This is a genomic window from Pseudomonas sp. K5002, assembly GCF_013386655.1.
Classification (GTDB): domain Bacteria; phylum Pseudomonadota; class Gammaproteobacteria; order Pseudomonadales; family Pseudomonadaceae; genus Aquipseudomonas.
Window position 1 is genome coordinate 1 of sequence record NZ_JACARK010000422.1, and the last position, 12,056, is coordinate 12,056.

General features: G+C 61.4%; 14 protein-coding genes and 2 pseudogenes. 10 read left to right on the forward strand and 6 right to left on the reverse strand.

What is annotated here, in order from left to right:
- Positions 1-193, forward strand: a pseudogene (locus HX846_RS19395) (HlyD family secretion protein); the annotation flags it as partial.
- Positions 190-1,755: a DHA2 family efflux MFS transporter permease subunit gene (locus tag HX846_RS19400; protein ID WP_178965919.1), complete on the forward strand. Its 1,566-nt coding sequence runs from the start codon at positions 190-192 to the stop codon at positions 1,753-1,755. The pseudogene HX846_RS19395 and the gene HX846_RS19400, both read left to right, overlap by 4 nt.
- A 9-nt stretch (positions 1,756-1,764) precedes the next feature.
- Here HX846_RS19400 and HX846_RS19405 read toward each other — a convergent pair whose 3' ends face one another.
- A complete protein-coding gene (locus HX846_RS19405) occupies positions 1,765-2,544 on the reverse strand; it encodes an SDR family oxidoreductase (RefSeq protein WP_178965920.1) in 780 nt (259 codons plus the stop codon).
- Between the two features lie 109 nt (positions 2,545-2,653).
- On the opposite strand from HX846_RS19405, the gene HX846_RS19410 reads away from it, so the two are divergent.
- Entirely contained in the window at positions 2,654-3,094 is a 441-nt protein-coding gene (locus HX846_RS19410) for a helix-turn-helix domain-containing protein (RefSeq protein ID WP_003215603.1), read from the forward strand.
- On the opposite strand, the gene HX846_RS19415 is transcribed toward HX846_RS19410, so the two are convergent.
- Positions 3,089-3,622: a hypothetical protein gene (locus tag HX846_RS19415; RefSeq protein WP_178965921.1), complete on the reverse strand. Its 534-nt coding sequence runs from the start codon at positions 3,620-3,622 to the stop codon at positions 3,089-3,091. The two genes, HX846_RS19410 and HX846_RS19415, sit on opposite strands and share 6 nt — an antisense overlap.
- A gap of 46 nt (positions 3,623-3,668) precedes the next feature.
- The gene (locus HX846_RS19420; RefSeq protein WP_008434728.1) at positions 3,669-3,830 is read right to left on the reverse strand and encodes a DUF2986 domain-containing protein; all 162 of its coding nucleotides are present in this window, start codon (positions 3,828-3,830) and stop codon (positions 3,669-3,671) included.
- Positions 3,831-3,975: 145 nt separating this feature from the next.
- On the opposite strand from HX846_RS19420, the gene HX846_RS19425 reads away from it, so the two are divergent.
- Positions 3,976-4,602, forward strand: a complete 627-nt coding sequence (locus tag HX846_RS19425) for a glutathione S-transferase family protein (protein WP_003215600.1) — start codon at positions 3,976-3,978, stop codon at positions 4,600-4,602.
- A gap of 95 nt (positions 4,603-4,697) precedes the next feature.
- The gene (locus HX846_RS19430; RefSeq protein WP_134326308.1) at positions 4,698-5,324 is read left to right on the forward strand and encodes a LysE family translocator; all 627 of its coding nucleotides are present in this window, start codon (positions 4,698-4,700) and stop codon (positions 5,322-5,324) included.
- Here HX846_RS19430 and HX846_RS19435 read toward each other — a convergent pair.
- Positions 5,321-6,184 (reverse strand): sensor domain-containing diguanylate cyclase, encoded by an 864-nt coding sequence (locus tag HX846_RS19435; protein ID WP_178965922.1) that lies wholly within the window; start codon positions 6,182-6,184, stop codon positions 5,321-5,323. The two genes, HX846_RS19430 and HX846_RS19435, sit on opposite strands and share 4 nt — an antisense overlap.
- Positions 6,185-6,493: 309 nt before the next feature.
- Here HX846_RS19435 and HX846_RS19440 point away from each other — a divergent pair, with 309 nt between their 5' ends.
- Complete coding sequence (locus tag HX846_RS19440) at positions 6,494-7,066, forward strand: helix-turn-helix domain-containing protein (protein ID WP_177008665.1); 573 nt, start codon at positions 6,494-6,496, stop codon at positions 7,064-7,066.
- Positions 7,067-7,083: 17 nt separating this feature from the next.
- Here the strand turns inward: HX846_RS19440 and HX846_RS19445 are convergent, their stop codons facing one another.
- Positions 7,084-7,692: a LysE family translocator gene (locus tag HX846_RS19445; protein ID WP_003215589.1), complete on the reverse strand. Its 609-nt coding sequence runs from the start codon at positions 7,690-7,692 to the stop codon at positions 7,084-7,086.
- Between the two features lie 113 nt (positions 7,693-7,805).
- On the opposite strand from HX846_RS19445, the gene HX846_RS19450 reads away from it, so the two are divergent.
- The 3 genes from HX846_RS19450 (at position 7,806) to HX846_RS19460 (ending at position 10,125) form a co-directional block, all read left to right on the forward strand.
- Entirely contained in the window at positions 7,806-8,669 is an 864-nt protein-coding gene (locus tag HX846_RS19450) for a LysR family transcriptional regulator (RefSeq protein ID WP_177019879.1), read from the forward strand.
- A gap of 101 nt (positions 8,670-8,770) precedes the next feature.
- Positions 8,771-9,310 carry a YbhB/YbcL family Raf kinase inhibitor-like protein gene (locus tag HX846_RS19455; protein ID WP_177008666.1) on the forward strand — a complete coding sequence of 180 codons (540 nt, stop codon included), beginning with the start codon at positions 8,771-8,773 and terminating at the stop codon, positions 9,308-9,310.
- A gap of 5 nt (positions 9,311-9,315) precedes the next feature.
- Positions 9,316-10,125: an AraC family transcriptional regulator gene (locus HX846_RS19460; protein WP_134326305.1), complete on the forward strand. Its 810-nt coding sequence runs from the start codon at positions 9,316-9,318 to the stop codon at positions 10,123-10,125.
- Positions 10,126-10,259: 134 nt separating this feature from the next.
- Here HX846_RS19460 and HX846_RS19465 read toward each other — a convergent pair whose 3' ends face one another.
- Entirely contained in the window at positions 10,260-11,519 is a 1,260-nt protein-coding gene (locus HX846_RS19465; protein ID WP_178965923.1) for a serine hydrolase, read from the reverse strand.
- 320 nt (positions 11,520-11,839) lie between these two features.
- Between HX846_RS19465 and HX846_RS19470 the strand changes: the two are divergent.
- Positions 11,840-12,056, forward strand: a pseudogene (locus HX846_RS19470) (MFS transporter); the annotation flags it as partial.

Sequence of the window (12,056 nt, forward strand, 5' to 3'; positions counted from 1 at the left end):
ATTCAGTGTGCTGCCGCCGGAAAACGCCACCGGCAACTTCACCAAGATCGTGCAGCGAGTGCCGGTGCGCGTGCGCCTCGACAGCAATGACGCCGACTTCGGCGCCCTGCGTCCGGGCCTGTCGGTGATGGCGAAGGTCAACACCGATGAGGCGTTCGAGGACCAGGCCAGCGCCCTCAAGGCCCAGCTATGAACAGCCCGTTGCCCGCCCTCAGCACCGCACAAAAGGTCGCGGCCTTCGCCACCATGTGCGTGGGCATGTTCATCGCCTTGATCGATATCCAGATCGTCTCCGCCTCCCTCAAGGACATCGGCGGCGGGTTGTCTGCCGGCGCGGACGATACGGCGTGGGTGCAGACCGCCTACCTGATCGCGGAAATCATCGTGATCCCCATGTCAGGCTGGCTCTCCCGGGTGATGAGCACGCGCTGGCTGTTCGCGGCGTCGGCGGCCGGGTTCACCTTGACCAGCCTGCTGTGCGCGATGGCCTGGAACATCCAGAGCATGATCGCGTTTCGCGCCTTGCAGGGGTTCCTGGGGGGCTCGATGATTCCGTTGGTGTTCACCACCGCGTTCATGTACTTCAACGGCAAGCAGCGGGTGATCGCCGCCTCCACCATCGGCGCCATCGCGTCCCTGGCACCCACATTGGGCCCGGCCGTGGGCGGTTGGATCACCGACATCTCCTCCTGGCACTGGCTGTTCTACATCAACCTGCTGCCCGGCCTCTTCGTGACCTTTGCGGTGCCGATGCTGGTCAAGGTCGACCGCCCCAACCCGTCATTGCTCAAGGGCGCCGACTATATCGGCATGGCGTTGATGGCGGTGTTTCTCGGCTGCCTGGAATACACCCTTGAAGAGGGCCCGCGCTGGAACTGGTTCAGCGACAGCACCATCTCGACCACGGCCTGGATAGCCGCCATCAGCGGCGGGCTGTTTATCTGGCGCTGCCTGGAGATCAAGGAGCCGATCGTCGACCTGCGCGCGCTTCGGGACAGGAACTTCGCCCTGGGCTGCCTGTTTTCATTTATCACCGGCATCGGCATTTTCGCCACCATCTACCTCACGCCGCTGTTTCTCGGGCGGGTGCGCGGGTACGGCTCGCTGGATATCGGCCTGGCGGTGTTTTCCACGGGGGTGTTCCAGTTGCTGGCGATCCCGGTGTACGCCTTGCTGGCCAATCGTTTCGACCTGCGCTGGATCCTGATGTTCGGGTTATCGCTGTTTGCCCTGTCGATGTGGGACTTCTCCCCCATCACCCATGACTGGGGCGCCAAGGAGCTGCTGTTGCCCCAGGCCATACGCGGGTTTGCTCAACAAATGGCAGTGCCGCCGGTGGTCACCCTGACCCTCGGCGCACTGGCCCCCGACCGCCTGAAGCTCGCCTCGGGCCTGTTCAACCTGATGCGCAACCTCGGCGGCGCCATCGGCATCGCCGCCTGCGCCACGGTGCTCAATGACCGCACCAACCTGCACTTCCTGCGCCTGGCTGAACACCTGAACATCCGGAACGAATCGATGAATGTGTGGCTTGAGCAGCTTTCGGGGAACGCCCAGTTGCTGGGGCAAAACAGCCTGGATTCGAGCCAGTTCGCGCTGAGTCAGCTGTGGGCGCTGACCTGGCGCGAGGCGCAAACGCTGACCTATGCGGACGCATTCCTGATGATCATGGTGTGCTTCATCGTCGCCGTGTTGCTGGTGCCGTTGATGCGCAAGGTGCAGCCGCCGAAGCAGCCGACTGCGGATGCGCATTGAATCGTCCGATCATGTTGAAGGCCGCACCGGCGCCAGCCGGCTGAGCTTGGTCATCTGTTTGAATATCAGGCCAGGCGCAACCCGGCTGGCTACCTTCAGCACCTTGCTCAACCCCGGGCATATGTCCAGTTGGCCGGCTTCGATTTGCCGGATGCATTGCTGCACCATCAGCACCGGGTCCATGCCTTTTTCGTTCTTCATTTCTTCCGCGAACTCGGCCCTGAGCAGCGGTGTTTCGGTGCCGGGTGGGGCAAGCTCCACCACGGTGACGGCGCTGTGCTGAAGCTGTGCCCGCAGGCACTGGGTGTAAGCGTGCAATGCGGACTTGGACGCACTGTAGACGGGCGCCGCCGGAAACGGCACAAACGCCAGCCCGGACGAGACGTTAACAATCAAACCGCGCGGGTGCTTGAGCAGCCAGGGAAGAAACTGCTGGATCATCCGGATCGGGCCGTTCAGGTTGATCTCGATCTCTTCAGTCACGTCCGCCAGCGCCCGCTCTCCGGCCAGCTTGATATTGCGCATCACGCCCGCGTTATTCACCAGCGTATCGAGCCCAGGGAACTGACCGGTGACTGCCGCAAACAGCGTTTGGATGCTGGCGGGGTCGCGCACGTCGCTTTGAAACGTGTGCAGGCTCGGCAGCAGTTGCCGCGCATCGTCGAGCCTGTGCTGATCGCGGCCCGTCACGATCACGGTATTGCCTCGTGCCACAAGCTGGCGGGCAAGCTCAAGCCCGATACCACTCGAACCTCCCGTCACTAGCACTGTTCGTCCGGTCATCTTCATCGAAACTCTCCAATGGTGGGTCACACGCAAGGAGCTTGAGGGATACACTGGCCTTAAGTAAGTAGGCACCCAAAAGATCTATACGCACCTGAAAGAGAGCGTCCAACGAATGAACAAACACCCTGGCTTTACCGACGAGCAGATTGCCGCCGCCCAGTTTTATGCCCGGCAAACACCCCCGAAGGATCTGGACCCACGGATCGCGCCCCTGGTGACCGACCTGATAGGTCGCGTTGCAGACAAATGGACCATGCTGATTCTTGAAGCCTTGATCGAGACGACGCCGCTGCGCTTCACGCGCCTGAGTGAGCGAGTCGGCGGCATCAGCCAGAAGATGCTGACGCAGACTTTGCGGGGGATGGAGAGGGACGGCTTGGTGGTGCGCAAGGTCTACCCCGTCGTACCGCCGAAGGTTGAATACAGCCTGACAACCCTCGGCTTTACGCTGGGTGCCGCCTTTTGTGGCGTGTGGGTCTGGGCGGCAAACAACCTGGAGGAGATTGAACAGGCACGGGCGGATTTCGATCTACGGTGCAACACCGAGTCATAAGGCCGCAAGGTACTGGAGCACCTCTCCAATCCCGTCAATATCGGGAGCCTCGCTCACGGCGGCTTGCGGGCTGCACCATGGGTAACTCAGGCCGGACACCCAGCTCATCACGCTCCCCAGGTCTGACGCCGGCAGTGTCTTCATATGCTCGATGGTAATCGTCAGCCTTTCGACCAGCCCCGCTTCGGCATTGAACTGCCATTCATACACACCACACCCAACCCGGGCTTCTCCCGAGTTCTTGTCGGACATGCCCACCAGCCATTTGCACTGATAGGTTTTGGCCCCCGCCTGCGGTGGCTGCCCCAGGCAAAACGTATAGACGTTTTCAAAGGTCTGCCCGAACCGCCTCACCAGCACATCGCCGATGCCGCCCATCCCTTCGACGTGGGGCGGAAACGAGATGGACCCGGTGCGCACCACCATGTCCAGGATTGCCTCGGGAACAAACGCCCGGCTGAGCAAATGCGGGCGGTTGCCGTCCTTGGCGAGTATGTAGTGCTGAATCGCGAGTTGAGCAGTGTTCATGGTTTTTCCGTCGATTCCCTATCAGGTAATGCTTAGGCCTTCTGGATCAGCTCTCAGAGGTAACAACAGGCTCATCACCGGACTCGGCAGCCAGCTTCAATCGGTCTGCTTTGCTGATGTATTTATCCTTTTTGGCCGGTGCCAATTTGGCGCTGGCCTTTTTGGCCTTGGCCTTGAACAGCTGCTGTAGTTTTTTTTGACGATTCATGTTTTCTATCCGGTGTGTAATCAGTACTTGCCGGCGAGATTATCCATCTTTCATGCCTTTATCGAAGCACATTTAATTCACGGCACTCCACAGCGCCACAGCGGTCTGTCCCTATACGTCCCTATTCTCGCCCAGCGGAGCCACCATGATCATTGTCCACCACCTCAACAACTCCCGTTCGCAACGCATCCTGTGGCTGCTCGAAGAACTCGGCCTGCCCTACGAGCTCAAGCGCTACCAGCGCGACCCGAAAACCAACCTCGCGCCCCCTGAACTCAAGGCGATCAATGCCCTGGGCAAATCACCGGTGATTCAAGACGGTCCCCACGTGGTGATCGAGTCCGGCGCCATCATCGACTACCTGATTCGCCGCCATGGCCACGGCCGCCTGCAACCGGATCCGGCCACGGCCACCTATGACGAATACGTGCAATGGCTGCACTTCGCCGAAGGTTCGGCCATGCTGCCACTGATGCTCAACCTGTACGTCGGGCGCCTGGGTGACGCGGGTGCGCCGTTGCATCCGCGTATCGAATCCGAGGTGGCGAACTACCTGGGTTATCTGGACAACGCACTGGGCCTCACGCCGTACCTGGTGGGTGACGAATTGACCGGCGCGGATATCCAGATGAGCTTCATCGGCGAAATCGCCCGGGCTCAGGGCAAGCTGCAGGCCTATCCCAATGTGGCGGCGTGGGTGCAACGGTTCCAGGAACGGCCGGCGTATCGCAAGGCGCTGGAACAGGGTGGCGCATACGCGTTCGCGAAGTAAAAGGCCAGGCGGTTCCGGCGGGTGTTCATCTGTATTGCGTTAATCCCCGGGATGAGGATTACTGTAGGACGCATCCGGCATTGAGATAACACAGCATGTTCGAACTCGCCCCCATCCTGACGTATGTCGCCGTGGTCATCGGCCTTTTCCTGATTCCCGGCCCAGCCGTGCTGCTGGTGATCACCCGCACCCTCCAGGGTGGGCGCAAGGTCGGGATTGCCACCGGGCTGGGGGTGGCCTCGGGCGACCTGATCCATACGCTGTGCGCGGCGCTCGGCCTGTCGGCCATCCTGATGACCTCGGCCGTGGCGTTCAACGTGGTCAAAATCGTCGGTGCCTGCTACCTGATCTACCTGGGCGTACGCGCCTTCATGGCCAAGCCTGGCGCAACCACGCGCAAAGACCTGCCCACCGTGACCTCCACCCAGGCGTATTTCCAGGCGGTGGTTGCCGAAGTGCTGAACCCGAAAACCGCGATTTTCTTCCTGGCCTTCCTGCCGCAGTTTATTCACCCGGAATCGGGTTCTTCCCTGGCGCAGTTCGCGGTGTTGGGGTTGATCTTCTCGGGGCTCAGTGCGGTGTACACCACGCTGATTTCGCTGGCGATTCGTCCGTTGAGCCAATGGATGGTGGGCCTTTCAAGGCTGCGCCGTTGGGAGGGAAAGATCATTGGGACGTTGTTCATGGGATTGGGGCTGAAGATTGCTTTCCAGCAGCGTTAATCGGTTGCAAACCGCTGCCTTTTAACCCGGTACATCTCACCATCCGCGTGGCTGAGCAGGCTGTCGGCATCTGCCCCATCCGCCGGGTAAAACGCTACGCCGATACTGCAGGACGGCATCTTGACCGCGCCAAACTCAGCGCTCAGGGGCTGGGTCATCACCGCAACTATCTGCTGCACTTTGGCCGACACGGCTTCCGGTGACTGAATATCCGTCAGCAGCACGGTGAATTCATCCCCGCCCATCCGGGCCACCAGGTCGCTCTCACGCACACACCCTTCCAACCGTCGTGCAATCACGCAAAGCACGCGGTCGCCCACGGCATGCCCGTACACATCATTGATGGCCTTGAAGTCATTCACGTCCAGAAACAGCAAGGCCAGAGGACTTTTGTGGTGGTGAGCGGCTTGCAGGGCCTCGTCCAACCGGTCATTGAACAGCGAGCGATTGGTGAGGGCCGTCAACGGGTCGTGATGGGCGAGGAAACGCAGCTCTTCCTCCGCCTGCGTCAGGGCGGTTACGTCCCGCGCAACACCGATCCGCGCCCCCACTTCCTCGGACCAGAAGGCCGCCCACAGAATGTGCACCACACCGCCATCCTTGCGGATATAGCGGTTGCGGAAGTCGACGTGGGGCTTGCCATTCATGACCCGCACAATCGACGCCCGGGTGCGGGCCAGGTCTTCAGGGTGCATGTAGTGGGTGATCAGGGTGCCGGTCAGTTCCTCGGCGCGGTACCCCAGCAGCGCTTCGCAGGCATCACTCACAAACACGATCTGATTTTCACTGTCGACCACGAACACCGTATCCAGCATCAAGTGGATCAGTTTGGGATAGAGGGCTTGCAGGTCAACGGGCATAGGTCTGGGGAGCGTCTGGTTCGGATTGGGCGATCATAGCCCGATCCCGAAGGATGGCGAAAAGGAATCATAGCGGCCCGCAGAATAGCCCCCGGCAATGTTGCTGCGCCAACTGCGTCGCCACCAGCAGGCTGCGCCACCCTTCAAGGTCGTAGGAGAGCGCCCGCCAGAGCAGCCACGGCCAATAGTCGCAGAGGTGGAACACGCACCAGATCATTCGACACTCGGTTTTTATAATGAACGAATGATTGCTATGCTGAACACCCGGCGACAAAGCGTCAACCCATTTATGGATGATTTGAAGAACAAATGACCGACATAACGAACAATCTCAATCCAAGCCGAATCGACCTGCTGGCCCTGTCGATCAAGCGTGAACGCCAGGCTGCGGGGCTTTCATTGACTGAACTGGCAAAACGCGCAGGCGTGGCGAAGTCGACCTTGTCCCAGCTGGAGTCCGGCATCGGCAACCCCAGCATCGAGACCCTGTGGTCGTTGGCCACGGCGATGGGCTTGCAGGTGACCCGGTTCTTCGAACAACCCCAGCAACACCTGCGGGTAATTCGCGCCAACGAGGGCCTGACCACCTATACCGAAACCGGCCACTACGCGGCCACATTGCTTGCGGATTGCCCGACGGGCGTGCGTCGCGATATCTACCGGCTAAAGGTACAGCCGGGCGACGCGCGCCTGTCGCAGCCCCACCCTGCCGGCACCGTCGAGCACGTGCTGCTGTGCAGCGGCAGCGCGAATATCGGCCCGGCCGGTGCGCCTGTGCTGCTGCACGCCGGCGACTACATCAGCTACCTGGCGAATGCGCCCCATGTGTTCGAAGCACTTGAGGCGGATACCACGGCGGTGATGGTGATCGAACATCCCTAAGCCGCGGGGATGTGCCCTCAGGCATGGATAGGCAGGGCCAACCCGAACAGCACAAAAAACCCGCCGCAGACTTTATTGAATCGGCGCCCGGTTCGCGCCAGCCAGGGCCGTACCCGGTGCGCGGCGCTGGCCACCAGGTACTCGACGATGAACTCCACCACGGCGTAGGTCAGGGCGATGGTGAGCGTCTGCGCAACGATGCTCCGGTGCGGGTCCAGGAACGGTGGAATAAACGCGGTGAACAGCAGCAAGGCCTTGGGGTTCGAGATCGCCGATACCAGCCCCTGGCGGAACAGCGGCCAGCTCCGCGAGCTGGTAGTGCCGGTCGCCTCAAGGCTGACCGGTGCCGCCCGCCACAGCCCGAAGCCCAGCCAGATCAGGTACAGCCCACCCGCCACCTTCAAGGCCGTGAATAGGCTGGCCGACGCCTGGATCAGCGCACCCAACCCCAACGCACACAGCGCCAGCACAATCGCAAAACCGAGCACGCCACCGCTGATGGTGAACAGCGTTTTGCGGCTGCCGTGAAGCGCACCGTGGGTCAGCGCCAATAACGCATTGGGCCCTGGCACCACCGAGATGCCGAAGCAGGTAACCAGGTAAAGCAACCAGGTATCAAAGGGCATGATCCGATCCGAATGGTGTTGATTCGAGGCAGAATGTTGCGGGTGAACAAGCATCCATGAAAAGCGCATAATTCAGGCCTTAGCCATTCGATTAACGAATAGAGGTCAGCGCGATGCCCGCCAGCGATTTGCAACTCGATTGGCTCAAATGCTTTGTGGCCGTGGTGGATGCCGGCTCGTTGTCTGGCGCCGCCCACGAGGTCAACCGCTCGCAGTCCGCCGTCAGCATGCAGATGAAGAAACTCGAAGCCGCCCTTGGGCGACAGCTCTTGAGTCGCGGCCCGAGGCACCTGCAACTGACCGCCGATGGCCAGACGCTGCTGAGCTACGCCCGGCGCATGCTCGCCCTGCACGCTGAAACCCAGGCGGCGTTTCACGGTGAAGAGCTGACCGGGCGCATCCGCCTTGGCGTTGCCGAAGACTACGCGGCCCGGTACCTCACGCCGCTGCTCAAGCGCTATTCGCCGCGCTACGCCGGGGTGGAAATCGAACTGACCTGTGAACAGTCGACCACGCTGATCCCACAGTTGCGCAGCGGCGATCTTGACCTGGCGCTGGTGTCTCGGGACTCGCCCCAAAGCGGCACCTTCCTGTTCAAGGAGCCCATGGTATGGGTAGGTTCACCGCAGTTCGAACTGTGGCGGCGCGACCCGATCCCCATCGCCGTCTACGAAAGCGCAAGCCTCGCCCGGCGGTATGCGGTGAACGCACTCACCCAGCAAGGCCGCGAATTCAAGGTGGTGTACAACAGCTCCAGCCTTGCCGGCCAGGTGGCCGCCGTCGAGGGCGGGCTCGCGATTGCCGCGATTACCCAATGCACCGTGCAGGATTCGCTTCAGGTACTCGGTGACGAGCACGGTTTGGGCAGCATTGAGCCCATGGAGGTTTCGATTCTGCGTAGCCGGGCGTCCCGCGGGTCCAAGGCGGTCAATAGCCTGCATGCGTTCATCATCCGAACGCTGAGGGCTCAGCCTTAGTGAGCAGAGCGTTTCGGCACAATCATCGAGCGCTTCGGCGCAGTGTCGTGCCTACGCGCTGTTTAGGATCAAGGCTCAAACCACGCCTGGACACCACCGCGATGAAACTCAAAGCACTTGCCCCCGCGATCACCCTGATCATGGCCGCCAGCGGACATGCCGCCAGCTTCTCACTCAACAGCCCGGACATTGCCGACCAACGCCCGCTGACGCACCTGCAGGAATTCAACGGCTTCGGCTGCAGCGGCGGCAACACCTCCCCTGCCCTGTCCTGGGCCAACGCCCCGGCGGGTACCAAAAGCTTCGCCATCACCGTCTACGATCCCGACGCCCCGACCGGCAGCGGCTGGTGGCACTGGACGGTGGTGAACCTGCCCGACACCGTCTCCAGCCTGCCGAGTAACGTGGGCACCCACCTGCCAGCCGGGGCGGTGCAAGGCCGCACGGACTACGGCCAACCCGGCTTCGGCGGCGCCTGCCCGCCCGTGGGTGATAAACCGCATCGCTATCAATTCACCGTGTGGGCGTTGAAAGTCGCCACCCTGCCGATCGACAATCAATCCAGCGGCGCCCTGGTCGGCTACATGCTCAATGCCAACAGCCTGGCCAAGGCCACAATCACGGCCCCTTACGGACGCTAGTCACGATGGATGTTCACGAAGGTCTGCGGCACCGGGAAAGCATCATCGAAAGCTGCGTGATCAGGGCCCGGCAACACCATACCCTGCAACGCGTGCCGATCTTCATGAGCGCCCTTTGCCGCGTGCGCCAGGGGCAAAAACTGATGCAGTGGGATGAGCGCGAAATGCGCGCTGGCCCACAGCACCTGATTCTACTGCCGGCGGGCCGCGAGCTTGGGGTGACCAATTTTCCCGGTGCCCAGGGTGACTACATCGCTGACGTGGTGTCGTTTCCGGTGCCGGTGTTGCGTAACTTCGTTGCCCGGTATGGCGCGCAGTTCAAGGGCAGCATGCATGCCGACCTGTGCGTACGCCTGGACAAACAGACCCGACAAGCCTGGGACCAACTGCTGACCGCACTGAGCACCGGCGCCCCGTCGGCCTTGTGCACCCACTATGGCGAGGCCGTGTTGCTCTGCCTGTGCCTGGCCGGCCAGGCGGGACCGTTGCTGATGGATCGCAACGACCCCTTGAGTGAACGCGTGCAGCGGTTGATCGGCAGCAACCTGTCCAGGGACTGGACCGTTGCCACGGTCGCGCAGCAGCTGAATCTGGGGGAATCGACGTTGCGTCGGCAACTGGCCAATGAGGATGCGAGCTTCAGGGCCATCCTGGAAAATGTTCGGCTGGGGGCGGCGTTGCAACAGCTGCAAACCTCCAGGGATTCCATCGGGGAGATTTCCAGTGCGTGCGGGTATGCGTCGGCGTCGCGGTTTGCGGTGAGGTTCAAGTCACATTATGGGCTTTCACCGCGGTCGTTGCGGGCGGCTATGTGAGGTACATACTACCTGAGTAGCCCATAACCTGTGGCGAGGGAGCTTGCTCCCGCTGGACTGCGCAGCAGGCCCATTTTTTGGGGCCGCTGCGCGCCCCAGCGGGAGCAAGCTCCCTCGCCACAGGTACTTCGCGGTTATTGAAGCGCTTTGGCAACCGCATCAAAGGCAAACATATCGTCGATCACCTTGCCACCCGTGGGTTTGGTCTGCGCCTGCCACACCACAATCACCACATTCCTGGTCGGATTGATGTAGAGGTACTGACCAAACGTACCGGCCGCCGTAAAGGCTTTATCCGCTTTGGAAGCGTCGGTCCAACCTGGCCACCACATGGACGCAAAATCACCGTACGCCGCATCTGAACCCGTAGTCGCGCTGGCAAAACTCAACCAGCCTTCAGGCAACACTGGCTGCCCACCGGCCTTGCCACCGCTAAGCACGAACTGCCCAAAACGCCCGTAATCCTCAAGCGTCGCGCTGATACCGCTGCCGCCCACTTCATTGCCATTGAGGCCGTCGAGCCACCACTTGGCATCGGTTTGCATGCCGTAAGGCGCCCAGATCTTCTCGCTCAGGTATTGCGTCAGTGGCTTGCCCACCGCAGCGCTCACCAGTTGCCCCAACACTTGAGTTTCACCGGTGCTGTAGTTGGTGCGAGTGCCAGGTGGCGCGGCGGTGGGCAGGCTGGCCATGAACTTGAGGAGCGACCCGGGCACTTGTTCACTACGCAGTTTGATCAAGTGGCGCTCGTCCGAGGTAGGGTCCGTGCATTGCTCGTTCCACTTGATCCCGGAGCGCATGGAGAGGATCTGGCGCACGGTGACCTGGTCGTAACCGCTACCGGCCAACGCGGGTAAATAACGGGTGACCTTGTCATCCAGGCTCTTGATGGCGCCGTCCTGCAGCGCCGCGCCCACCAGCGTCGAGGTGATGGACTTGGCCACCGACATCGACATCCACCGGGTGTCGGCGGTGTTGCCTTTTTCATAACGCTCATCGACGATCTTGCCGTCCTTGAGCACCAACAGCCCGGTTACCCGGTTGATCGCCACGTAGTCATCGAGGCTGTAATGCTTGCCTTTGTAGTCAAAGGCAACCGGCCCAAGTGGCTGGCTGCTACGAGGTAACGGGAACGGCTGGCCGCCCGCCTTGATCGTGCGCGTCGGGAACAACCGGTCGGTATTACGGAAGGTAGTGACCGCCAAGTCCTCGCTGAGCCTGCCGTCATAGATGGCCTGCACGTCGCCGATCGGTTCCTGTGCATGGGGATAAGGCTTCGCGGGATCCGGGGTGGCCGCGCAGGCGGTTAACGACAGCGCAAGTGTCGACGCACACACCAACACATGAAGCGCGCTGCGTTCAACCAGGGATGAAGGGCGATGAAGCACGGGCATAAGCACCTCTTTATTATTGTTTGATCGGCCTTGAAACGCTTCGGCACATCAGCAAAAACCGACATGCCGAGGCTTAGGATGCAGCGGGGGATTTTTTCTGGCGCGCGGGATCGGGCCGGATTACGCGCGGAGTCGGGCCATGGGCAATCGCGAGGGTCTACACGGAAGAGAACGCTCTACGCAGGCAGTCTTATCAACGAGACTGATGATTACTATCGAACCGGTCGCCTATTGGCTTACCAAAACCCATTCCTATAATCGCCTCCACTTTCTCCCTCCCGTCTGTCCTCAGGCGAAATATCCTCCCGGAACCCAACACCATGCCAAGCGCAAGCCGGGCCCCTAGCGGCCTCCCCGAACATAATCAACAAACCGTCCTGCAGCAGTGGCTGGCGATACTCTCGGTTGCCGTGGGCGCCTTCGCCCTGGTCACCAGCGAGTTCCTGCCGGTAGGCGTACTCAACGACGTCGCCGCCGACCTCGGCATCAGCGCCGGCCACGCCGGGCTGATGGTCACCCTGCCCGGCATCATGGCCG

Excerpts from the sequence above, each read along its gene's own strand:
- HX846_RS19400 (WP_178965919.1), top strand. The coding sequence starts at position 190 with ATGAACAGCCCGTTGCCCGCCCTCAGCACCGCACAAAAGGTCGCGGCC.
- HX846_RS19405 (WP_178965920.1), bottom strand. The coding sequence starts at position 2,544 with ATGAAGATGACCGGACGAACAGTGCTAGTGACGGGAGGTTCGAGTGGT.
- HX846_RS19410 (WP_003215603.1), top strand. The coding sequence starts at position 2,654 with ATGAACAAACACCCTGGCTTTACCGACGAGCAGATTGCCGCCGCCCAG.
- HX846_RS19415 (WP_178965921.1), bottom strand. The coding sequence starts at position 3,622 with ATGAACACTGCTCAACTCGCGATTCAGCACTACATACTCGCCAAGGAC.
- HX846_RS19420 (WP_008434728.1), bottom strand. The coding sequence starts at position 3,830 with ATGAATCGTCAAAAAAAACTACAGCAGCTGTTCAAGGCCAAGGCCAAA.
- HX846_RS19425 (WP_003215600.1), top strand. The coding sequence starts at position 3,976 with ATGATCATTGTCCACCACCTCAACAACTCCCGTTCGCAACGCATCCTG.
- HX846_RS19430 (WP_134326308.1), top strand. The coding sequence starts at position 4,698 with ATGTTCGAACTCGCCCCCATCCTGACGTATGTCGCCGTGGTCATCGGC.
- HX846_RS19435 (WP_178965922.1), bottom strand. The coding sequence starts at position 6,184 with ATGCCCGTTGACCTGCAAGCCCTCTATCCCAAACTGATCCACTTGATG.
- HX846_RS19440 (WP_177008665.1), top strand. The coding sequence starts at position 6,494 with ATGACCGACATAACGAACAATCTCAATCCAAGCCGAATCGACCTGCTG.
- HX846_RS19445 (WP_003215589.1), bottom strand. The coding sequence starts at position 7,692 with ATGCCCTTTGATACCTGGTTGCTTTACCTGGTTACCTGCTTCGGCATC.
- HX846_RS19450 (WP_177019879.1), top strand. The coding sequence starts at position 7,806 with ATGCCCGCCAGCGATTTGCAACTCGATTGGCTCAAATGCTTTGTGGCC.
- HX846_RS19455 (WP_177008666.1), top strand. The coding sequence starts at position 8,771 with ATGAAACTCAAAGCACTTGCCCCCGCGATCACCCTGATCATGGCCGCC.
- HX846_RS19460 (WP_134326305.1), top strand. The coding sequence starts at position 9,316 with ATGGATGTTCACGAAGGTCTGCGGCACCGGGAAAGCATCATCGAAAGC.
- HX846_RS19465 (WP_178965923.1), bottom strand. The coding sequence starts at position 11,519 with ATGCCCGTGCTTCATCGCCCTTCATCCCTGGTTGAACGCAGCGCGCTT.